Here is a 21,332-nt window from a genome sequence, read left to right on the forward strand (position 1 = left end):
GGTTCTCCTATTTCTCGGTCAGAGGTAGTGGCGCTGGGGGGCGCGGTTGGTTTCGTAGCGGGCGCGTGCCTCCTGCGTCGAGGAGATGCGCGACACCTCGGCGATCGGCACGTCCCACCAGCTGCTGCTGGGCGGGTTGGGGCCGATGAGGGCCGTCTCGATGTAGATCATCACGGCGCGGTCCATGGCTTCGGCCTCACGGTAGGCGGCGCGGAATTCCTCCATGGTCTTCACGCGCAGCACGGTGAGGCCCCAGCTCTCGGCGTTGGTGGCGATGTCGACGGGGAGCAGGTCACCGTCCTGGTTGTGCGGCACCGAGCCCTTGCGGTACCGGGTGCCGAAGCGCTGCGAGCCGTGCGATTCGGACAGCGCGCCGATGGACGCGAAGCCGTGGTTCTGCAACAGGACCAGGATGACCTTGAGGCCCTCCTGCACGATGGTGGCCAGTTCCATCGGCAGCATCTGGTACGTGCCGTCGCCGACGATGGCCACCACTTCGCTGTCCGGCAGCGCGAGCTTGACGCCCATCGCGGCGGGGATCTCGTAGCCCATGGTGCTGAACGCATACTCCACGTGGTACTGCACGGGGGTCTTGGCGCGCCACAGCGACTGGAGGTCGCCGGGCATGGAGCCGGCCGCGTTGATCACGACGTCGTTCTCGCCCATCATCTCGTTGAGCGCGCCGAAGACCTCGATCTGAGCGGGCTGCGGCTGATGGCCGACGTTGACGCATTCGTCCGTGGTGGTGGCCCACTCGTCACGCAGGCGGGCGACCTCGGCGGAGTACGCCTCGTCGACCCGGTAGCCTACGAGCGCCTCGCTCAGGGCCACCAGGGCCTCGCGCGCATCGGCCACCACCATCTCGGCGGCGTGCTTGGCCGCATCGAAGGCGCCGACGTTGATGTTGACGAACCGGAGGTGCGGGTTGCGGAACGCGGTGTGCGACGCGGTGGTGAAGTCGGAGTAGCGGGTACCGATGCCGATCACCACGTCCGCCCCGCGCGCCAGTTCGTTGGCCGACTCGGCGCCGGTGGAGCCCACGCCGCCCACGGAGCACTCGTGGTCGGCGTCGATCGCACCCTTGCCCGCCTGGGTGTCCGACACCGGGATGCCGGTCGCCGAGGCGAAGGCACGCAGCACGTCGCTGGCCCCGGAGTAGATGGTGCCACCCCCGGAGACCATGAGCGGGCGCTCGGCGCCGCGGATGATCTCGGCGGCGCGCTCGATGGCGACCCTTTCCGGCGCAGGACGGCGGATCCGCCAGACCCGCTTGGCGAAGAACTCCACCGGGAAGTCGTAGGCTTCGGCCTGCACGTCCTGGGGCAGGGCGACGGTGACGGCGCCCGTGTCGGCCGGATCGGTCAGCACACGCATGGCCTGCATCAGCGACGGGATGAGTTGTTCGGGGCGTGTGACGCGGTCGAAGAACCGCGACACGGGCCGGAAGGCGTCGGTGGCCGCCGTCAGCGGCGACACCGGGTCCTCGACCTGCTGCAGCACCGGATCCGGCGCGCGGGTGGCGAACTGGTCCGACGGGAACAGCAGCACGGGCAGCCGGTTGGTGGTGGCGACGGCGGCGCCGGTCACCATGTTCAGCGCGCCAGGGCCGATGGACGAGGTGCACATCCATGTCTGCGTGCGGTTGGTGGACTTGGCGAACGCGGCCGCGGCGTTGACCATGCCCTGCTCGTTGCGGGGCATGATGTAGGGCATCTCACCGCCGTCGGGTTCCGGGTCCAGGTCGTTCTGGAGCAACGCCTGGCCCATGCCGGCGACATTGCCGTGGCCGAAGATGCCGAAGGCCCCGGCGATCAGGCGGCGCTCGACACCGTCGGATTCCGAGAACTGGTTGACGAGGAATCGGACAACAGCCTGCCCGACGGTAAGGCGAACGGTGGTGGTCATGCTCACTCCTGGGGATTGAGGGGGGTCATGGGGAGACGGGGGTCGACCTCGGACTCTTCCCAGGCCTGACGGATCCACGTGTAATGGGGGTCGTCGGTCATCAGCCAGGTGGAGTCCTCCGAGGGACCGGCCATGACGTTGAGGTAGTACAGGTCATAGCCGGGGGCGGCGACCGACGGGCCGTGGTAGCCGAACGGCATCACCACGACGTCGCGGGAGTTGACCTCGGTGCACACGTCGATGGGCTTGCCGGGCGACGGGTAGATGCGCTGGAGCGCCATCCCCTTCGAACCGTCGCGGCCGGGGCGCACCTCGTAGTAGTAGATCTCCTCGAGGACGCGTTCGTCCTGAGTGTGTTCGTCGTGCTTGTGGGGCGGGTAGCTGGACCAGTTGCCGCCGGGCGTCAGCACCTCGCACGCCAGCAGGTGGGACGTCTCCAGCGGGTTGCCCAACGCGTAGTTGTTGACCTGCCGCGAGCAGTTGCCGGTGCCGCGCAGCGTCGTGATGACCTGCGACGACGGGCAGTACACGACGGGGAGGTCCTTGGTGGCCTTCGACCCGGGCAGCGCGAACCGGCCGCCCTGCTCGCTGTGGATGACGGCGGTCTTGCCGCGCGGAAGGTACAGGTAGTCGGTGATCTCGGTCCAGACCTCGCCGCGTCCCTCCAGGCGGTGTGTCTCACCGTCGACCTTCACGGTGCAGGATCCGCTGAGCGGCAGCACCAGGATCTCCTCGCCGCCGGTGTCGACGCTCTGCGCGGCCCCGGCCGGCAGCCCGAGCACGCGGATCGAACACCACTCCCAGCCGGCGCGCTCCGCGGTCACGTCCGTCTCGAAGTTGCCATGGGCGGTTTCCCCCGCAGAGATGACGTACTTGGCGTTGTCGTTCACAGAACCTCCACGAGTCGGTCGACCGCGCCGGCCACATCACCGTCGCGGGGGAAGAGCAGGGCGCGCCCGATGACGAGCCCCTTCACGCTGGGATTGCGCAGTGAGCTGGCCCAGGCGCGGACGGTTTCGTCCATCTGCTCCGGGACCGGGCCGCCCAGCAGCAGGACCGGCAGCGTGGTGGACTCCAGCACGCGGTCCATGTCCGCCACGCACGGCAGCTTCAGCCAGGTGCGCGCCGAGGTGTGGCCCAACGCGGAGGCCACGCTGATGGCGCGGATGACTTCGTCGGGCGACAGGTCGTTGGTGAGTTGACCCTCCACGCGGCGGCTGATGAAGGGTTCCAGCATCGCGATGCGCCCCGCCGCGGCCAGGTCGTCGACGGCGCGCGCGGCCTGTTCCAGCATGGCAGGGGTGGCCGGGTCCTGCAGGTCGATGCGCAGGAGGAGTTTGCCCCCGTCGAGGCCCGCCTGCTCGATGCTGGGCGCGGTGTAGCCGGTGATGCGGTCGTCCACCTCGAACGCGGAGCCGGCCAGGCCGGAGCGGTTCATGGAGCCGAACACCAGCTTGCCCTCGAGGGCGCCGAGGAGGGCGAGTTCCTCGATGAGGTCCGGGGTGCCGAGGAACCCGCCGACGCCGGGCCGGGCAATCGCCACGGCGCACCGTTCGAGGAGCACGCGGCGCGACGCCATGGCCAACTCGTCGCTACCGGCCTTGAGGGCGCCGCGGCCCGGGTGATCTGCCGCGATGACCAGCAGCTTCTCCCCCGGTGCCGGCATGACGCCGGGCGCGCGGGCAGCGAGGGCCGCAGCCACTGCGTCGGGGCGCGTGAAGCGCAGGTCAGTGAGGTCGTCGAAGGTGATCACGCCTGCCCCCGTGCGTCGGTTGCCGGGTGGCGGGCCAGCATTTCCTCGACCTCAGCCTGGTCCGGCATGGCGGGGGCGGTCTCGAGCTTGGACGCCACGATGGCGCCGGCCGCGGAGGCGAACCGGATGAGCTGCGGCAGTTCCCAGCCGTTGAGGAGGCCGTGGCACACCGCGCCACCGAACGCGTCGCCGGCGCCGAGGCCGTTGACGACCTCGATCCGGTTGGCCGGCACGAAGGTGCTCTGGGTGCGGGACTTGGCGAAGGTGCCGACGGGGCCCTGCTTGACGATGGCGATGTCGACGCCCCGGTCGAGCAGCGCGTCGGCGGCTCGCTCCGGGTCCGTCTCACCCACCGCGATGCGACACTCCTCGAGATTGCCGATCGCGACGTCGGCATGTTCCAGCATGGAGCTGATGTGCCCCGAGGCGGTGACCTCGTCGTCCCAGAAACGGGCGCGGTAATCCAGGTCGAACACCAGCATTCCGCTGCGCTCCGTGCGGGCCAGGGTTCGGTGGGTCTGACGTGAAGGCTCAACCGACAGGCCACTGGCGGTCATCCAGAGGATGCGGTAGTCGGCGAGGTCGGCCGGCAGATCTTCCGGGCGCAGCTCGAGATCCGGTGCGGTCGGCGCGCGATAGAAGTAGAGCGGGAAGTTGTCCGGCGGAAAGATCTCGCAGAATGTCACGGGGGTGTTGAACGCGGGATTGGTCACCACGTGCGAGGCGTCCACACCGCGCCGCCCCAGTTCGGCGATGATGAAACGGCCGAACGGGTCGTCGCCCACGCCGGTGAGCGCCGTGACGTTGCGGCCGTAGCGCGCGGCCGCGACCGCGACGTTGGTGGCGGAACCGCCGAGGAACTTCCGGAAAACGCCCACATCCTCGAGGTGGACCCCGACCTCGAGCGGATACACGTCGACGCTGCAGCGCCCCACCACGAGAATCTCGGGCACGTGTTCGCCATCCACAGTGATGACCTCCTTCGTCGGCCCTCAGTCTGCCCGACTGGAACACCGTGGTCAACTCTTTGTGCAAACATTCGAGAGGCGCGCTTCCGGAGTATGATCAGTCGCAATACCGCTCTGGCGGTTCATACCGCTGCCAAAGTCGGCCAGGTCAAGGAGTATGCGTGGACGAGACCTACACCCCGGACATCACAATCGACCGCAACTCGGACCGTCCCCTGTATGAGCAGATCGCCCAACCCATCGAGGCGGCGATCGTCTCCGGTGAACTCGCGGCAGGCGCGCGCATCGAGGACGAGGTCTCGATGGCCCAGCGCCTCGACGTCGCCCGCCCGACGGCGCGCCGCGCTCTCCAGGAACTGGTCGCCAAGGGCCTGCTGACCCGCCGACGCGGCGTCGGCACCCGCGTCGCCCCGCCCCACGTGCACCGCCCCATGAAGCTCTCCTCCCTCAACGAGGACCTCGTGGAGGCCGGCTTCTCCCCCTCCACCAAGGTGCTCCACTACCAGGTGCGCGAGGCGACCGCCGACGAGGCCGAGAAGCTCGGCATGAAGGCCGGCGAGGGACTGCTCGAAGTCAGCCGCCTGCGCTACGCCGACGACCACCCCCTGGCCATCCTCACCAACCTCATCCCGCTCGACATCGCCCCCACCTGGCAGGAGCTGGGCGAGCACGGCCTCTACCAGTGTCTGCTGAAGCGCGACGTGCTGATCGCGGCGGCGCAGCAGTCGGTCGGCGCCCGCGGCGCCACGGCTGAAGAGGCGGAGCTCCTCGGCGAGGACAAGGGCGCGCCGCTGCTGACGATGCACCGGGTGGGCCGCACGGCCGAGGGCCGTGCCGTCGAACTGGGCAACCACGTCTACCGCCCCTCGCTGTACTCGTTCCAGTTCACGTTGTTCACGTCCTGAGGTGAATGTTCTGACAATAGCTTGACTATGCATAGACAATGCGATTAACTGAGGTCACATACGGCGACGCCGCCGCTCTCCGTGAAAGCAGGAGCCAGATGACTGACTACACCCCCGGGCCGCTGCTGGCCGCAGCGCAGACCACCCCCACGTCTCTGTGGAACGATTCCTCGGATCTCGATGAGCTGAAGCAGTCCATCGCGTTCGGCGGGGTCGGGGCCACATGCAACCCGGTGATCGCCTACACCACCATCAAGCAGCACCTCGATGAGTGGCGTCCGCGCATCGAGGCCATCGCGGCCGAGCACCCCACCTGGGGCGAGTCGCAGATCGGTTGGCAGGCGGTCAAGGACATGTCCGTCGAAGCAGCCGCGCTGCTCGAGCCGATCTTCAGGGAGCACAACGGCCGCAACGGCCGCCTGTCGGTACAGACCGACCCGCGCCTCCACCGCGACGCCCAGGCGCTCGCGGACCAGGCCGTGGAGTTCCATGAGCTGGCCGACAACATCGTCGTGAAGATCCCGGCCACCAAGACCGGCCTGGAGGCCATCGAAGAGGCCAGCTACCGCGGCGTGTCCATCAACGTGACCGTCTCCTTCTCCGTACCCCAGGCGGTGCAGGCGGGCGAAGCCATCGAGCGCGGCCTGAAGCGCCGCGAGGCGGAGGGCCATGACATCTCCGAGATGGGCCCCGTCGTCACCATCATGGTGGGACGCCTCGACGACTGGCTCAAGGAAGCCGCCGAGCGCGAGGGACTCTCCGTGGACCCGGAGGCCCTCGAGTGGGCCGGCGTCGCGTGCATGAAGCGTGCCTACAAGATCTTCCAGGAGCGCGGCTACCGCTCGCGCGTCCTGTCCGCCGCGTTCCGCAACGTCAACCACTGGGCTGAGTTCGTGGGCGGCGACGTGGTGGTCTCCCCGCCGTTCACGTGGCAGAAGACCATCAACGAGTCCGGATATGACACCGTCCCCCGCATGGACGAGCCCGTCAAGCAGGAGCACCTCCACGAGCTGCTGAAGATCGAGGACTTCCGCCGCGCCTACGAGGTCGACGGGATGACGCCCGAGGAGTTCGAAGGCTTCGGCCCCACCCGCAAGACCCTCCGCCAGTTCCTCGCGGCAGACGCCGATCTCGACGCTCTCGTCCGCGACATCATCGTTCCAGCCCCCTGAGGAGTGGGTACATGACAGACAAGTTGCTCCGCGTAGCCATCATCGGCGCCGGCCGCATCGGCCGGGTGCACGCCCAGGCGATCGCGTCGCACCCCCGCGCCGAGCTCGTGCTCGTGTCGGATCCGTTCGGCACCGCGGCAGAGGATCTCGCCGCCGCGCATGGCGCACGGGCTGTGAAGGACGCCGCCGAGGTGTTCGCGGATCCTGAGGTGGACGCCGTGATCATCGGCTCGCCCACCCCGCTGCACGCCGAGCAGGTCCTTGCTGCGGCGCGGGCCGGCAAGGCCGTGCTCTGCGAGAAGCCGGTTGCTTCGTCGGTCGCGCAGGCGCGCGAACTGGAGGCCGATCTGGCCACCTTCCAGCACCCGCCGGTGATGGTGGGCTTCCAGCGTCGCTACGACCCGTCGATCAAGAAGGCGCACGATCTCGTCGCCGCCGGAGAGATCGGTCGCGTCGAGCAGATGACCATCCAATCGCGTGATCCCGCCGCTCCCCCGGCGAGCTACATCGCGCAGTCGGGCGGCATCTTCAAGGACTGCACCATCCACGACTTCGACCAGGCCCGGTTCTTCATGGGCGACATCGCCGAGGTCACCGCGTTCGGACAGAACAACATCCCCGAACTGGCGGACACCGGCGACTTCGACGGCGCGGTCGTCGTGCTGCGCAGCGTCGACGGCGCCGTGGCGTCGATCACCAACAACCGTCACTGCGCCGCCGGCTACGACCAGCGGATGGAGGTGCACGGTGCGGACGGTTCGCTGTTCGTCGACAACCTGCGCCCCACGTCGTTGACCGTGAACAAGAAGGACTTCAGCGCGGCTCAGGACCCATACCTGGACTACTTCCTGGAGCGCTACGCCGACGCGTACCGCGACGAGCTGGCGTCCTTCATCGACGCGATCAACGAGGGCGTCGAGGTGTCGCCGACCATCAGTGACGGCATCGAGGCCCTGGTGCTGGCCGAGGCGGCCGAAGAATCGGCCCGCAGCGGTCGCCCTGTGCGCGTCGAGTAGGAAGATGCGACACCGCCGGGCTTTGGATTGCTCCAAGGCCCGGCGGTTGTGCATGCCCCGAAGTCGGTGGGCATGAGGTCGATGGACTAACCAGACCCCCGAGCTGCGAGCTGGGTTCCAATGCTGGGTTTGATGCCGAGGACGGCATCAAAGTCAACGGCAGCGCAAGCCCCTCACCTCACAGCGAACGCACAGGTGCTACACCTTTGCTCCATCCTTCGCGACATCTAGTCTCATCCCCATGCTGGAAGACATCCTCGGGCTGCCGGCCCACCCGCTGTTCGTGCACCTGCCCGTCGTGTTGCTGCCATTGTCCGCCGTCTCGATCGTCGCGCTGACCCTCCGGCCGGCCTGGCGGCCGAGGTTCGCCCTGCCGGTGCTGGGGCTCCTCGCCCTCGGCGCCCTGGGGGCGGTCGCCGCCTGGGGAACCGGCGACGACCTGGCCGCGAAGGTTGGCCTCCCCATAGCCCACTCGGAACTGGGCATGTGGACCGCGCTGGCCTCCGTCGTGCTGCTGCTGGTGGGCGGCGCCTGGCTCTGGCGCGTTCGCAAGGCCGACGTGGCGTCGGAGCGGGGCGTGGTCGGCTGGGTGGTCTCCGCCCTGGCGCTCGTGGTGCTGGTGCTGGTGACCCTCACCGGCCACTCGGGCGCGACGGCCGCCTGGTCCGGCGTGGCGGCGACGGCGGCCGCACCTAGGCAGAGCGCCTACACGATGGCGGACGTGGCGGCCCACAGCACCCCCGCCGACTGCTGGATCGCTGTCGACGGCAATGCCTTCGACGTCACCAGTTGGATCCCGCAGCACCCGGGCGGCCCCGAGCGGATCGAGCCGCTCTGCGGCACGGACGCGACGGCCCAGTTCACCGGCCAGCACGGTCAGACCGAAGTCGCGCAGGCGACGCTGAAGACCTTCCTGCTCGGCCCACTGGCCTGATCCGGAAAATTCCCTCGTCAGTACGGGTGGTAATAGAAGAAGATCCACCCGGCGATCACCAGGATGAGAACCATCGTCGAGACGATGATCCGCGCCGTCCTGCGCTGGACCACGCCCGTGACAATGCCCCAGATGGAACCCAGGCACAACAGAATTGCGACCACCATGTCGGCCTCCCCAGGACCCCGGGCCGCGCGTCAGCCCGTGGGCTGATTCTGTCATCCCGCGTCCCCCCATGCGCCGTTCCTGCGCAACGACCCAGAATCGCCCCTGCTACTACGCCGCTGCGTAACCCACGCCATCTCCTCAAGGACGACTGCGCCATCCCTTGTGTCAGGTTTGTTCAACGTTTACAGTCGCCCCATGGATAAGCACACGACTCCGGCGGAGCACGCCGCCAATCTCGACGACCTCATCAAGGGCCAGCGCTTCGTGATGTTCACCACGCGCGACGCCGACGGCGCGCTCACGAGCCGCCCCATGACCATCGCGGAGCGCGAGGAGTCGGTCTTTCGCTTCATCACACAGGGCGACAACGACGTCTCGACCCAGTCCGACGGGCAGCAGGTGAACCTTTCGCTCATGGATGGCAGCGCCTACGTGTCGATGTCGGGCACTGGTCGGGTCGAACGCGACACGGCCAAGAAGCGCGAACTGTGGAACCGCATCCAGGAGGCGTACGCCGGGGATGCCGAAGACCCGGCCAACGTCATCCTCGAGGTGAACGTCAACACCGCCGAGTACTGGGACGGCGGCAGCCAGGTGGCGACGCTGATCGGGTTGGCCAAGGCCGCTGTCACGGGCGAGCGACCAGACCAGGGTGAACACGGCACGGTCCAGCTCTGACCCTGACCACATCGCGCTGCGTCGCTACAGGCTGCGTCGCTACAGGCTGCGTCGCTACAGACAGGAAATCCCCAGCCGGGGTAGCTGGCTGGGGATTTCTCACCTGGTGGTGCGCGCGAGAGGAGTTGAACCTCCACGCCCTTGCGGGCACCGGCACCTGAAGCCGGCGCGTCTGCCATTCCGCCACGCGCGCATCCGGGTCTCTCGACCCGACGTCAAACCTTAGCACCCCCTCGCCGCGGCGCACAAAACGGCGACATCCAGGGGGCACCGCGGCATCACGGGACGAGGTACCCGGCGGCCCTGAACAGCTCGTACCACTCGGGGCGGGTGAGCTCCACGTCGGCTCCGGCTGCCGCCTTCGTGACGCGCTCGGGGGTGGTCGTACCCAACACCGTCTGGATGTTGGCAGGATGACGGGCGATCCAGGCGGTCGCTATCCCCTCCGGCGCGACCCCGTACTTGGCGGCGAGCCGGTCGATCACAGCGTTCAACTCCGGGAAGTCAGGGTGGCCCAGGAAGACGCCGTTGAAGAACGCGGCCTGGAACGGCGACCACGCCTGGACGGTGATGTCGTGCAGGCGGCAGTAGTCGAGGATGCCCAGGTCCAGGCTCGCCGACTGCTTCACATCCACCATGTTCGCCGCCACCCCCTGCGCGACGATGGGCGCGTGCGTGATCGACAGCTGCAGCTGGTTCGCGACGAGGGGTTGGCGCACGTATCGCTTCAACAACTCGATCTGGTTCGGGGTGTGGTTGGAGACGCCCACGTGCCGGACCTTGCCGGCCGTCACCGCCTCGTCGAGCGCCCGGGCGACCTCCTCGGGTTGCACCAGTGCGTCGGGGCGGTGGAGGAGGAACACGTCGAGGTAGTCGGTGTCCAGCGCCCTGAGCGAGTTGTCGATCTGGCGCACGAGGTGTTCGTAGGAGAAGTCGAAGAAGGGGCCATCCTTGTTGATCCCGGCCTTCGTCTGCAGGATGATCTCCCCGCGCTCCGCCGCGCTGAGGCGCAGCGCCTCCGCGAAGCGCTTCTCGCACCCGTGGTACGGCGCTGAGCCGTAGATGTCGGCGTGGTCGAAAAAGTTGATCCCCGCCTCACGCGAGGCGGTGTACAACGCGCGGATCTCGTCGTCGGTCTTGTCCTGGATGCGCATCACGCCGGTGACGACAGCGGGAACCTCAAGGTCCGTCGTGCCGAGCCGATGAGTCTTCATGGGGCCCTCCTAGCCGCCCGTCACCACTGACGGGCTCTCAGCCCCAGCCTATTACCGACTCACCGAGCACTCAGGTCAGGCACCGATGGCGCGACGGTGGCTCGGGCGTCGCTCGAGCAGGTCCCGGTGCACCGCAGCCAGGTCCGTGGACACCTCGAGCAGGTCATGCTGGGCCGCCAGCAACCGCCCGGCCTCGGTCAGGTCCGGCGCCTCGCCGGAGAGGACGGCCCGCGCCGTCGTCTCGAACTCACGGGTGGTGGACGCGCGGTGCACGGCGACCTCGTGGAGCCAGCCGTCGTACACCGGGATGTCGCGCACCAGCACCGGGACGCCGCTGGACAGCGCTTCCAGCACTACGATGCCCTGCGTCTCCTCGTGCGACATGAAGCAGAAGAGGTCCGCCCCTGCGTAGGCGTCGCGCACCTCGTCCGGCGGGATGTGGCCCAGCAGGTGGAGGTTCGACGGCGGGTGGGCCAACGCGGCCCGCACATCCGGCGTCATCGCGGCATTGGGTGCGGTGCCCGCCCAGTAGAAGTCCGCCTCCGGCATGGAGCGGGCGAGATCGATGTACTCGAGGATGCCCTTGCGCACCATCAGGTGCCCGACGCTCAGCACCACGTGGCGATCCGACGCGATGCGGTGCCGCGCGCGGAACCGCGTGCGGGCCTCCGCGCCACCGGAGAAGAAGCGCGTGTCGACGCCGTTGGTGAGCACGCGGATGGGCGCGGTGATCCGGTAATTCTCGATGATGCCGCGCGAATAGGGCGTGGGGGTGACCACGACGTCGCCGCGGCGGTACACGACGCCCAGCCACTTCTCGAACAGCGGCGCGAAGGTTCGCGCGCCCACCCAGGACTGTTCGAAGTCCTCCCTGGTGGAATGCGCGAACACGACGACGGGGATCCCCAACGCCCTGGCGAGAACGCCGACGAGCACGGAATCCGGGAAGATGGTGTTGAGCTGCACGATGTCGGGCCGCTTCCACAGCTTCACCAGTTGCGAACCCAGATTGAGCAGCATCTTCGCCTGATGCCGCATGGCGGATCCGACGCCGCTGCGTTCCATGAGCCGGCCGGCTCCCGAGTAGAGACAGACCCGCAGACCTGCGTCGGGGTGCGTCTCCGCTGCTGGCACTAGAGACCCAGCCATGGGAACACCACCTTCAGAATGGTCATAACGCCTGTTGTGTAGAGCACCACTCCCCACGGCTTGCACAGGAAGATGATGAGCAGGTAGGTGCGCCACCGCATGTTGGTGAGCCCAGCCATGTAACACAGTACGTCGTCAGGGGCCAGTGGAAGGGCAATCGCGATAGCGAAATACTTCATGAACTTTGGATGGTCCAGCCATTTGCCGTACCGCTCCAGTGTGCGCTGCGAGAAACGGGCGACGACCATGTCGCGGCCGACGTGGCGCGAGACGAAGAACACCAGGGTGGAGCCCAGCACGGTGGTGAGGTACGCCCAGAGGGTGCCCTCGATCTGGCCGAAGATGATGGGCGCCGAGATGATGGCGCCGGAACCCGGGATCACCGGCACGACGGACTCGAGCGACCCGATCAGGATGAAGGCCACGGGGGCGAGGAGCCCGAAGCCGTCGACGAACTCACGCAGGGACGCCACCGACGTCAGGACCCCGCTGGAGAACCCCAGGACGATGAGGGTGATGACGCCGGCGAGGCCGATGAGGGTCAACACGTGGATCAGCCTCTTCAGCCGTTTGGCGCGCACCGGATCCGCCGGCGTTGTGACGTCCTCGTGTTCCAGCGGCTCCATAACCTCCCCTTGCATCGGGACAGTTCTCCCCTGCCCAGTGTGCACGTCGGAGGTCTCAACAGTGGTCATGGACCTCATCCTTCACCAGAAATCAGTTGGGCCGCATCAGGCCAACGTCTGGTTCCAACCCCTACTTCAGTTGGATTTCCCCGGGGCTTCCCTCGGGGTCCGGGGGACTCGGTCAGATGGTGCGCCAGGGCGGGGTGGCGGGGAGGAGCGACTCGTATTCGGCCACCAGGGCGTCCTGGTACTCGCCGCGATAGGTTCCGTCCAGGAAGCGCGGGAGGGCCTCCTCGCGGAAACGCTGCCAACTCGCCGCCTCACTGCCGGGCATGATCGGGTAGAACAGCACCGCCTCGGAGAAGGCGCTGTCCCGGTCGCCCGGGGCGTCACCGATCAGCATGATGTGGTCGTCATCGTACTTACCCTTGGCGGCCCAGTGCACGTGCTGTGCCTTGGAGCCCATCTCCTGGCCTGCGATCACCTTCATGTACCCGGCCAGGTCATGCTCGTGCCATTCGCGCTCCAGCGCCTCCATGGGCGTGGCGGAGACCGTCATGCAGTCCACCCGGCCGGCCATGGCGTCGAACGCCTCGCGCACACCGGGGAACGGCGCGCAGCCGTGCACCATCCACTCTATGAGCTCATTGACACCCTTGCCCCACTCCATGCACTCCTCGATCTCCACCGACGGGTGGGCCGCGGCGAAGTCCGCGATGCCGCGGTCAGAGCGGGGGTAGCCGGAGTCGAGGAACTTCTGCAGTTCCCGCCCCTCGGGGATCCGCACGCCGCGCTCCAGCACCTCGGGGCGCTGCCTGAGCAACTCGAAGAGACGGGCAAGCGCCACCCAGCGGTTCTGGCCGCGGGTGGTGGAGTACAGGTTCACGAAGAGGGCGGTCTCCCGCACCAGCGTGGAGGCGGCCTGCAGGTTGAAGTACTTGATGTAGGCCGGGGTGAAGCACTCCTGGTGCTTGATGTCCATGGCGTCCATGGCGCAGCCGTCGGAGTCGATGCCCACGAAGAATTCCCTGGTGGGCTTGAAGTCGACGAGGACCTGGGCCCGCTCCGGCATCTTGGTTTCGGTCATGAACATCTCCGTCAGATTCGGGTGTCGGCGAACGGGAACATCTCGGTGGCGGGGGTGCCCTTGAACTCGGAGCGGCCCTCCAGCTTGTCGAGCATGATGTCGAGGTTGAAGTCCTTGTCGTCGAAGCCGGCCACGTAGGTCTTCACCTGCGGCATGTCGGCCAGCAGGTTCGGCGACGCCGTCGACACGAGGATGGTGGGCAGCTCGTGGACATACCAGGGCATGTCGAGCGTGCCCTTCGTGCCGGGCCAGTAGGGGCGCTCGATCGGCTGGCCGAGGCCGAAGACGTGGGCCACGGACAGGACCATGTCGTAGTTGTCGGTCAGGTCCGAGATCGGCGACTTGCCGGCGTAGGCGTTGGCGAGGATCTGCTTGACCTCGTCGGGCTCCCTGCCCTTCACCTTCTCCAATTGGGATTCGTAGCGGTCGGCCTGGTAGCCGCGGGCACGCAGCTTCTCGACGAACCGGTCGGCCGGGTGGCCGCCACCGTCGCCGGCGAGCATCGCGAAGGGGCTGGGCGCTGCACCGATCGGCACGACGAGGACACGGGGATACTTCTGCGGCGACATCGGCAGGTTGCCCGGCTGCTTGTTCTTGACCAGCGTGATGGCGGCGTCGGCCACCTCTTCGGCGACCTTCAGCGATTCGGGCAGGCCGATGCGGGCCATGGCCTCCTCCTTGGCGGGGAGTATCTCCTCGCGCTTGCGGTTGTGCAGGCCGAGCATGGCCTTCAGGCCGAGGATGCGCGTGAGGGCGTCGTGCAGGCGCTCGTCCGACAGCTTGCCGGACTTCCAGCCCTCCATCATCCAGCCGAAGTCCTCGTCGGGGTCATTGAAGAAGAGGAAGAGGTCACAGCCGGCCTCGATGGCCGTGGGGAGGATGTCGGAGCGCTTCATGGCGCCGGTCAGGCCCACCATGTGGGACGCGTCGGTGACGACGACACCGTTGAAGCCCAGCTTGCCCCGGAGGAGGTCGGTGTTGATCTCCTTCGACAGGGTGGCGGGCAGGATGTCCTCGTCGGTCATGTCGGGGTTGAAGTGCTTCTGGTACGACGGGAGCGCGATGTGGCCGGTCATGATCGACGGCAGGCCGGCGTCGAAGAGGCCCTGGTACAGCTTGCCGAAGGTGGCGTCCCACTCGTCGGTGGACAGCCAGTTGGGGGCGTGCGAGAGGTGCTGGTCACGCTCGTCGATGCCGTCGCCGGGCCAGTGCTTCGCGGCGGGGGCGATGCCGGATTCCTGGATGCCCTTCATGTAGGCGAGGCTCATCTCGAGGACCTTGTCGACGTCCCCGCCGAACGAGCGCAGCGACACGACGGGGTTGCGCCAGTTGCGGTAGACGTCGACGATGGGCGCGAACGACCAGTTGCAGCCGATGGCGGCGGCCTCGATGCCGGACACGCGGCCCATCTCGTAGGCCCACCTGGCGTCGTGGGTGTTGCCGATCTTGGCTTCGTAGCCGATGTAGGTGCCGTCGGTGCAGGCACCGTTGCCGCCGGCCTCGGTGTTGGCGGCGATCAGCATGGGCAGCTTGGACTTGGTCTGCAGGATGTAGTTCTGCTCCCACACCTCCTCGGCCTTGCCGGGGTTATAGCGCACCGCGCCGATGTGGTAGTTGTCCAGCACCCCGGTGAGGTACTCCTCGGAGCGCTCGGCGCCCATGTTGACGAACAGCTGACCGATCTTCTCCTCGTCGGTCATCTCCGAAATGGTCTTCTCGACCCAGGCGACCGCCTCGTCGTCCAGATTGAAGGGTTGCGCTGTGAGATCCACCATGAGTCTGTCCTCGCTCCGTTGCTGTGGGTTACGGTGTCAACTCCACCAGAGTCGTCTTTCGAGACGGCCAAGTTTCCATTTGTTGCCACCGACGGCGCGGTCAGCGCCGCTCCCTTCCCAGGCCCCCGAGGCCTCCCGCCATCCCCACGGAGCCGGGCGGTGGCAACTTACTGCAACACCTCCGGCGCCACCACCACCTCGCGACATGCTGGAGCCACACAACGTAGAAGGAGAACCCGATGGCACTCGCCACCCCCACCCCGTCCAGCGCTGACATCGGCGTCACCGGCATGGGCGTCATGGGATCCAACCTGGCGCGCAACCTTGCCCGCCACGGCCACAGGGTGGCCATCCACAACCGCACCGCAGCCAAGACCGAGGCCGTGATGGCCCAACACGGCGACGAGGGAACGTTCGTCCCCGGCGAGTCGATGGACGACTTCGTGGCCTCCCTCACGTCGCCCCGCGTCGCGATCATCATGGTTCAGGCCGGCCCCGCCACCGACGCCGTCATCGAGGAGCTCGCCTCCCGGATGGACGAGGGCGACATCATTGTCGACTGCGGCAACGCCCTGTTCTCGGACACCCGCCGCCGCGAGGCTGCGCTCCGCGAGCGCGGGCTGCACTTCGTCGGCTGCGGCGTCTCCGGCGGCGAGGAGGGAGCGCTGCTCGGCCCGTCGATCATGCCCGGCGGCTCGGAGGAGTCCTACCGTCGCCTCGGCCCCATGCTGGAATCCATCTCCGCACATGTCGACGGCGAACCCTGCTGCACCCATGTCGGCGCGGACGGCGCCGGCCACTTCGTCAAGATGGTCCACAACGGCATCGAGTACGCCGACATGCAGGTCATCGGCGAGGCCTACGACCTCCTCCGCCGCGCGCTCAGCCTCAGCCCCGCGGAGATCGCCGACATCTTCGAGGAGTGGAACAAGGGCGACCTCGATTCCTACCTGATGGAGGTCTCCGTCGAGGTGCTGCGCCAGGTCGACGCCCGCACCGACACGCCGCTGGTTGACGTCATCGTCGACGCGGCGGGTCAGAAGGGCACCGGCGCCTGGACCACCCAGACCGCACTGACGCTGGGCGTACCCGTCACCGGCATCGGTGAGGCGACCTTCGCCCGCGGATTGTCGTCGTCGCCCGTCCAGCGCGAGGGCGCACACGGCTTCGCGTCCGAGGCCGCCGGCTGGTACATCGAGGACAGCGACGCCTTCATCGAGGACGTCCGCCAGGCGTTGTACGCGTCGAAGCTGGTGGCCTACAGCCAGGGCTTCAACCTGATCCAGGCCGCCGCCGCCGAATATGACTGGGACATCAGCCTCGGCGACATGGCCCGCATCTGGCGCGCCGGCTGCATCATCCGGGCCCGCTTCCTCGGCGAGGTCACCCGCGCCTACGAGGGCAACCCGGATCTCCCGCTGCTCATCGGCGACAAGTACTTCTACGACAAGGTGGTGGCCGCGCTCCCGTCGTGGCGCCGCGTGGTGAGCCTCTCGGCCCTCCACGGCGTGCCGGCCCCGGTCTTCTCGTCGTCGCTGTCCTACTACGACGGGGTGCGCAGCCCCCGCCTGCCCGCCGCGCTCATCCAGGGTCAGCGCGACTACTTCGGCGCCCACACCTACAAGCGCGTCGACGACGAGGGCAGCTTCCACACCCTGTGGGCAACCGACGAGCGTCAGGAAGTGGTGAGCTGACATGCAGCTACGGGAAGATGCGAAGTGGGCACTTGTGGTGCCAACCTCCATGGGTGTGCGGATCACGCCGGAGAACCGGCAGCCGGTGCACTCCTCGAGCCGCTACCTGATGCAGGCCACCTCGGCCGAGACCAACGTCGCCTCCGTGGCGTCCCATCTTGGCCTGCCGGTCAAGGTGCTCACCAGGTTCGTCGACGGCTCCCCCATCTCGGCGTTCATCAAGGCGGATCTGCGCGCCCGCGGCATGGCCTACGAAGGCCCTGAGGTGCCGCAGGGCGACGCCTGGGGCAACCGCCACCAGTTCAACATCGCCGACGCCGGGTTCGGCGGCCGCGCGCCGCGCGTCTGGAACGACCGCGCCGGCGAGGTGGGACTGGACCTGAAGGTCGCCGACTACGACCTGGACAAGCTGTTCCGCGACGAGGGCGTGAAGATCCTGCACCTGTCCGGCCTGGTGGCGGCGCTGTCTCCCCAGACCTCGACGTTCTGCGTGGAGCTGGCCAAGAAGGCCCGCGAGCACGGCACGGCGATCAGCTTCGACCTCAACTTCCGGGCGTCGTTCTGGAAGGGTCGCGAGGACGAACTGCACAGGGCCTTCCACGAGATCGCCCAGCTCTGCGACATCCTCTACGGCAATGAGGAGGACTTCCAGCTGTGCCTGGGCATTCCCGGCCCGGAGGCCGGCGGCGAGGACATCGCCGACGAGATCGGCAGCTTCAAGGCCATGATCGCCCGCATCTCCGAGCGGTACCCCCGCGCCTCGTTCATCGGCACGTCGCTGCGCGAGGTCATCTCCGCCAACCACCACCGCTGGGGCATGGTGCTCTGGGGCGAGGGTGAGTTCCACGTCGCCCACCTCCGCGACATCGACGTTCTCGACCGCATCGGCGGCGGCGACGGCTCTATCGGCGGCGTCCTCCACGGCCTGCTGCGCGGTTGGCCCGCGGAGAAGTGCATGCAGTTCGGCTGGGCGACGGGGGCCCTCGCTGCCACGTCCCTCAACGACTACGGCTCCCCCATGGATGAGGCGCAGGTTTGGTCCATCTGGGAGGGCAACGCGCGGGTCCAGCGATGAATGAAGCCGCTGAGCCGTCCCGCGCCCCAGGTGCGGGACGACCGGCCGGACGTAGGGTGGTCCCATGACGAAGCTGTATCCCGGAGTGCCCGACGCTGCAACCGTCGGAGGCCCAGACCAGGTCCTCACCGAGGAGCAGATCCGCACGTTCGTCCTCGATGAGCTGCGTCGCTACGACTTCGACGGCAAGCGCGTCACCCTCGTCGTGCCGGACGGCACGCGCCACGCCCCCGTCGACATGGTGGCCAAGGTCATCCACGAGGCCCTCGGCCAGCGCCCGAAGGACGTCCGCGTGGTCATCGCGCTGGGCACCCACGACTACATGGGCGACGAGGCCATCGGCCGGCTCATGGGCTCGGCGCCGGGACGGTTCGAGGAGACCTACCCCGGTTGGGAGATCCACAACCACGACTGGCGCAACCACGACACCTTCGCCCACCTCGGCACCATCCCGGCCGCGCGCATCGGCGAGCTGACCGACGGCCGCCTGACGGACCGCGACATGACGGTGCTCGTCAACAAGATGGTCGTCGACACCGACATCTCGCTGGTGCTCGGCCCTGTCCTTCCCCACGAGGTGGTGGGCATCTCCGGTGGCAACAAGTACTTCTTCCCCGGACTCTCCGGCCACGACGTCATCGACATGTCCCACTGGGTGGGCGCGTTGATCACCAGCTACGAGATGATCGGCTCCGTCGGCATCACCCCCGTGCGGCAGATGATCGACGCGGCGGCCGCGCTCGTCCCGTCGACGAAGCTGCTGCTCGGCATGATCGTCAAGCCCGGCTCCGACGACCTGCAGTTCATGGCCTTCGGCGACACCCGCTCCTCCTGGGAGGCCTGCGCCGAGGTGTCCAGCCAGGTGCACGTGAAGTACGTGCCGAAGGCGTACAAGCGCGTGGTCTCCGTGATCCCGCAGATGTACGAGGACATGTGGACGGGCGCGAAGGGCTTCTACAAGATGGAGCCCGTCGTCGCCGACGGCGGCGAGTTGATCATCTACGCACCGCACATCAAGGACGTGTCCGTGATGCACCCGGGCATCGAGGAGATCGGCTACCACAACCGGCAGTACTTCGTCGGGCAGTGGGAGCGGTTCAAGGACCACCCGTGGGGCGAACTGGCGCACTCGACGCACCTGCGCGGCCTGGGCGACTACGACCCGGCCACCGGGGTCGAGACCAACCGCGTGACCGTGACGTTGGCCACGGGCATCCCGCGCGAGGTGGTGGAGAAGATCTCGCTGACCTACCTGGACCCGGCCGACGTGGACCTGGAGGCGATGTCGGCAGACCCGGACACGCTCGTGGTGCCGAACGCCGGCGAACTGCTGCACCGGACTGAGGACCAGAGGGGCAGGCTCCCCGCCTGAGGTGGGAGATCTGGCCCGCGAAGACGCGGTGCCAGATCCCGCACTACGACCCGGACACGTCGCGTAGTGCGAGACCTCGCACCGAAGTCGGTGCCAGAACCGACACTCCGACGGCGGGCCGAGCCGTCTTGCGACTTTTGCCCCCGTCCGTACATCACCGTCAACCCCCAGGCGCCCTACCGGCCGCCACCACCGCGTCGTCCGCGCATTGCTGCCATCCACCGCGGCCACGGACGACCCGCAGCCGGTCAACGGGTGACACCCGACCAGCTGGGGCCGTCGTCGCTCACCCGCTGGAAGCCGAGGCCGAGGATGGTGACGCTGAGCAAGGCAGCCAACACGGCAGGTCGGCGCCAACCACGCCCGCCCGGCCAGCTTGGCCGTCCTTGGCGAACGAGCACGGTGCCAGATCTCGCAGTACTGCGCAGGCGCGCCGCGTAGTGCGAAATCTCGCACCGACGTCGGTGCTGGAACCGACACTCCGACGGCGGGTCGAGCCGTCTTGCGACTTCTGCCACCGTCCCATCAGCACCGCGAACCCCCAGGCGCCCTACCGGCCGCCGCCACCGCGTCGTCCGCGCATTGCTGCCGTCCACCGCGGCCACGGACGACCCGCAGCCGGTCAACGGGTGCCACCAGACCAGCCCAGGCCGCCACCACGCGTTGGACGCCCCACTGGACGGCCAATCAACGCTCGAGGTGTTGTCCGACGCCCACCAGGTGTTGTCCGTTTCCAGTCGGGTGTTGTCCGTTGGCCCCGGCCCCTTCCCCGCCCTCGGCTCCCGTTCCAGGCTGGACCCGTGTATGCGCGCAAGAACATCCCAGACTCGCTCCTCAAGCAGATCCGCGAGCAGGCCCAGGTGGTCAGCACCCGGCAACTACTCGACGGCGGGCTGAGCCGACCCATCATCGCCCGCATGGCGCAGGAGTGGACCCCGGTTGCGCCCGGTCTCCACCTCCTTGGCCCACCGTCGTTCGCGGCCGCAGCGTGGGCGGGGCTGCTGCGCGGAGGCAGCGAGGCCGTGGTGGGCGGGCTCGCCTCGGGCCACCTGCACGACGCGGTGCGCGACGCCCCGTCGAAGGTCACCGTCTGGGCGCCCAAGGCCCGGGCCGACTTTGATCTCGACCGATGGCAGATCCGGTTCCGCCGCGCCACCCGGCACGGTGTGCTGAGCCTCCGTCGGACCACCGTCGAGGTGACGCTGCTGGACATCGCGGACGAGACGACGGAGAACGACGCCGTCTCGGCAGTCGCGCGGGCACTGGCGAAAGGGCTGACGACCCCCGAGCGGGTCCTCAAGCAACTGGAGGCGACACCCGGGGTCAGGCACCGGGCTGTCCTGCGCGAACTGTGCGGCCAGGCGGGCCGCGGAATCGAGAGTGCGCTCGAGTGGCGGTTCCATACCGAGGTGCTCCTACGCCACGGGCTGCCCATCCCGGAGCGGCAGGTGCAACGCATGGCGGGCCGAGCGGACGCCTACTACCGCGAGTACAACCTCATCATCGAGCTCGACGGGATGCGCGACCATGCGGACGGCTCGCAAGACATGCTGAGAGACAACGACAACGCCGTCCACCACGACGGCCGGACGCTGCGCTTCGACTGGAACGGCGTCATGTACGAAAGTTGCCGCGCGGCCGGACAGGTCGCCTCGCTGCTCTGGAAAGGCGGCTGGCCAGACCTCCCCTCCCGCTGCGCCCGCTGCGTGCCGGCCCGGTGACCGACGGTCACATAACCGACACGTCACCTCGACCCCCCGTCGTAGTGACAGATGTGGCACCCGGGACGGTTCCAGAATCGTCACTACGCGGGCTCCGGAAGCGTTGTGTCGAGTTCGACA

General features: G+C 68.0%; 19 protein-coding genes and 1 tRNA gene. 9 read left to right on the forward strand and 11 right to left on the reverse strand.

Annotation, left to right across the window (positions count from 1 at the left end; translation table 11 throughout):
* Positions 1-18: 18 nt before the first annotated feature.
* From iolD to iolC, 4 genes are read right to left on the reverse strand one after another with little or no spacing between them, the layout of a single operon-like run.
* The gene (iolD, locus tag ACZK4S_RS03330; RefSeq protein ID WP_463643349.1) at positions 19-1,911 is read right to left on the reverse strand and encodes a 3D-(3,5/4)-trihydroxycyclohexane-1,2-dione acylhydrolase (decyclizing); all 1,893 of its coding nucleotides are present in this window, start codon (positions 1,909-1,911) and stop codon (positions 19-21) included.
* On the reverse strand, positions 1,908-2,795 hold the full coding sequence (gene iolB / locus ACZK4S_RS03335) for a 5-deoxy-glucuronate isomerase (protein ID WP_463643350.1): 888 nt from the start codon (positions 2,793-2,795) through the stop codon (positions 1,908-1,910). The genes iolD and iolB overlap by 4 nt, the downstream gene beginning before the upstream one ends.
* Positions 2,792-3,658 (reverse strand): Cgl0159 family (beta/alpha)8-fold protein, encoded by an 867-nt coding sequence (locus ACZK4S_RS03340; RefSeq protein ID WP_463643351.1) that lies wholly within the window; start codon positions 3,656-3,658, stop codon positions 2,792-2,794. The genes iolB and ACZK4S_RS03340 overlap by 4 nt, the downstream gene beginning before the upstream one ends.
* Complete coding sequence (iolC, locus tag ACZK4S_RS03345; protein ID WP_463643352.1) at positions 3,655-4,611, reverse strand: 5-dehydro-2-deoxygluconokinase; 957 nt, start codon at positions 4,609-4,611, stop codon at positions 3,655-3,657. The genes ACZK4S_RS03340 and iolC overlap by 4 nt, the downstream gene beginning before the upstream one ends.
* 176 nt (positions 4,612-4,787) lie before the next feature.
* Between iolC and ACZK4S_RS03350 the strand changes: the two genes are divergently transcribed.
* The 4 genes from ACZK4S_RS03350 (at position 4,788) to ACZK4S_RS03365 (ending at position 8,653) form a co-directional block, all read left to right on the forward strand.
* On the forward strand, positions 4,788-5,531 hold the full coding sequence (locus ACZK4S_RS03350; protein WP_076061206.1) for a GntR family transcriptional regulator: 744 nt from the start codon (positions 4,788-4,790) through the stop codon (positions 5,529-5,531).
* Positions 5,532-5,629: 98 nt separating this feature from the next.
* The gene (locus ACZK4S_RS03355; RefSeq protein WP_076061209.1) at positions 5,630-6,703 is read left to right on the forward strand and encodes a transaldolase family protein; all 1,074 of its coding nucleotides are present in this window, start codon (positions 5,630-5,632) and stop codon (positions 6,701-6,703) included.
* Between the two features lie 23 nt (positions 6,704-6,726).
* Positions 6,727-7,719 (forward strand): inositol 2-dehydrogenase, encoded by a 993-nt coding sequence (gene iolG, locus ACZK4S_RS03360; RefSeq protein ID WP_076061328.1) that lies wholly within the window; start codon positions 6,727-6,729, stop codon positions 7,717-7,719.
* 241 nt (positions 7,720-7,960) lie between these two features.
* Complete coding sequence (locus ACZK4S_RS03365; RefSeq protein ID WP_076061211.1) at positions 7,961-8,653, forward strand: cytochrome b5 domain-containing protein; 693 nt, start codon at positions 7,961-7,963, stop codon at positions 8,651-8,653.
* Positions 8,654-8,670: 17 nt separating this feature from the next.
* On the opposite strand, the gene ACZK4S_RS03370 is transcribed toward ACZK4S_RS03365, so the two are convergent.
* A complete protein-coding gene (locus ACZK4S_RS03370; protein WP_463643353.1) occupies positions 8,671-8,820 on the reverse strand; it encodes a hypothetical protein in 150 nt (49 codons plus the stop codon).
* 196 nt (positions 8,821-9,016) lie between these two features.
* Between ACZK4S_RS03370 and ACZK4S_RS03375 the strand changes: the two genes are divergently transcribed.
* A complete protein-coding gene (locus ACZK4S_RS03375; protein ID WP_076061213.1) occupies positions 9,017-9,499 on the forward strand; it encodes a pyridoxamine 5'-phosphate oxidase family protein in 483 nt (160 codons plus the stop codon).
* Between the two features lie 107 nt (positions 9,500-9,606).
* Here ACZK4S_RS03375 and ACZK4S_RS03380 read toward each other — a convergent pair.
* The 6 genes from ACZK4S_RS03380 to ACZK4S_RS03405 all read right to left on the reverse strand — a co-directional run bounded on the left by ACZK4S_RS03380 (position 9,607) and on the right by ACZK4S_RS03405 (position 15,350).
* Positions 9,607-9,692, reverse strand: a tRNA-Leu gene (locus tag ACZK4S_RS03380).
* Positions 9,693-9,777: 85 nt separating this feature from the next.
* Complete coding sequence (locus ACZK4S_RS03385; protein ID WP_463643354.1) at positions 9,778-10,713, reverse strand: aldo/keto reductase; 936 nt, start codon at positions 10,711-10,713, stop codon at positions 9,778-9,780.
* A 75-nt stretch (positions 10,714-10,788) separates the two neighbouring features.
* Entirely contained in the window at positions 10,789-11,862 is a 1,074-nt protein-coding gene (locus ACZK4S_RS03390) for a glycosyltransferase (RefSeq protein WP_463643355.1), read from the reverse strand.
* On the reverse strand, positions 11,847-12,488 hold the full coding sequence (locus tag ACZK4S_RS03395; RefSeq protein WP_076061218.1) for a TVP38/TMEM64 family protein: 642 nt from the start codon (positions 12,486-12,488) through the stop codon (positions 11,847-11,849). Before ACZK4S_RS03395 ends, ACZK4S_RS03390 begins: the two co-directional genes overlap by 16 nt.
* A gap of 181 nt (positions 12,489-12,669) precedes the next feature.
* Positions 12,670-13,575: an HAD family hydrolase gene (locus ACZK4S_RS03400; RefSeq protein WP_076061332.1), complete on the reverse strand. Its 906-nt coding sequence runs from the start codon at positions 13,573-13,575 to the stop codon at positions 12,670-12,672.
* An 11-nt stretch (positions 13,576-13,586) separates the two neighbouring features.
* Entirely contained in the window at positions 13,587-15,350 is a 1,764-nt protein-coding gene (locus ACZK4S_RS03405) for a glycoside hydrolase family 3 protein (RefSeq protein WP_463643356.1), read from the reverse strand.
* A 239-nt stretch (positions 15,351-15,589) separates the two neighbouring features.
* On the opposite strand from ACZK4S_RS03405, the gene gnd reads away from it, so the two are divergent.
* The 4 genes from gnd (at position 15,590) to ACZK4S_RS03425 (ending at position 21,212) form a co-directional block, all read left to right on the forward strand.
* Complete coding sequence (gene gnd, locus ACZK4S_RS03410) at positions 15,590-17,044, forward strand: NADP-dependent phosphogluconate dehydrogenase (RefSeq protein ID WP_182764160.1); 1,455 nt, start codon at positions 15,590-15,592, stop codon at positions 17,042-17,044.
* A gap of 1 nt (position 17,045) precedes the next feature.
* Positions 17,046-18,119 (forward strand): PfkB family carbohydrate kinase, encoded by a 1,074-nt coding sequence (locus ACZK4S_RS03415; protein WP_182764161.1) that lies wholly within the window; start codon positions 17,046-17,048, stop codon positions 18,117-18,119.
* A 64-nt stretch (positions 18,120-18,183) separates the two neighbouring features.
* Positions 18,184-19,491 carry a lactate racemase domain-containing protein gene (locus ACZK4S_RS03420; protein ID WP_463643357.1) on the forward strand — a complete coding sequence of 436 codons (1,308 nt, stop codon included), beginning with the start codon at positions 18,184-18,186 and terminating at the stop codon, positions 19,489-19,491.
* 800 nt (positions 19,492-20,291) lie between these two features.
* Complete coding sequence (locus tag ACZK4S_RS03425; RefSeq protein ID WP_463643358.1) at positions 20,292-21,212, forward strand: hypothetical protein; 921 nt, start codon at positions 20,292-20,294, stop codon at positions 21,210-21,212.
* Positions 21,213-21,332 lie beyond the last annotated feature (120 nt).

It is taken from the genome of Tessaracoccus zhenghani, assembly GCF_055326325.1.

Excerpts from the sequence above, each read along its gene's own strand:
- ACZK4S_RS03355 (WP_076061209.1), top strand. The coding sequence starts at position 5,630 with ATGACTGACTACACCCCCGGGCCGCTGCTGGCCGCAGCGCAGACCACC.
- ACZK4S_RS03365 (WP_076061211.1), top strand. The coding sequence starts at position 7,961 with ATGCTGGAAGACATCCTCGGGCTGCCGGCCCACCCGCTGTTCGTGCAC.
- ACZK4S_RS03370 (WP_463643353.1), bottom strand. The coding sequence starts at position 8,820 with ATGGTGGTCGCAATTCTGTTGTGCCTGGGTTCCATCTGGGGCATTGTC.
- ACZK4S_RS03375 (WP_076061213.1), top strand. The coding sequence starts at position 9,017 with ATGGATAAGCACACGACTCCGGCGGAGCACGCCGCCAATCTCGACGAC.
- ACZK4S_RS03385 (WP_463643354.1), bottom strand. The coding sequence starts at position 10,713 with ATGAAGACTCATCGGCTCGGCACGACGGACCTTGAGGTTCCCGCTGTC.
- ACZK4S_RS03390 (WP_463643355.1), bottom strand. The coding sequence starts at position 11,862 with ATGGCTGGGTCTCTAGTGCCAGCAGCGGAGACGCACCCCGACGCAGGT.
- ACZK4S_RS03395 (WP_076061218.1), bottom strand. The coding sequence starts at position 12,488 with ATGGAGCCGCTGGAACACGAGGACGTCACAACGCCGGCGGATCCGGTG.
- ACZK4S_RS03400 (WP_076061332.1), bottom strand. The coding sequence starts at position 13,575 with ATGACCGAAACCAAGATGCCGGAGCGGGCCCAGGTCCTCGTCGACTTC.
- ACZK4S_RS03405 (WP_463643356.1), bottom strand. The coding sequence starts at position 15,350 with ATGGTGGATCTCACAGCGCAACCCTTCAATCTGGACGACGAGGCGGTC.
- gnd (WP_182764160.1), top strand. The coding sequence starts at position 15,590 with ATGGCACTCGCCACCCCCACCCCGTCCAGCGCTGACATCGGCGTCACC.
- ACZK4S_RS03415 (WP_182764161.1), top strand. The coding sequence starts at position 17,046 with ATGCAGCTACGGGAAGATGCGAAGTGGGCACTTGTGGTGCCAACCTCC.
- ACZK4S_RS03420 (WP_463643357.1), top strand. The coding sequence starts at position 18,184 with ATGACGAAGCTGTATCCCGGAGTGCCCGACGCTGCAACCGTCGGAGGC.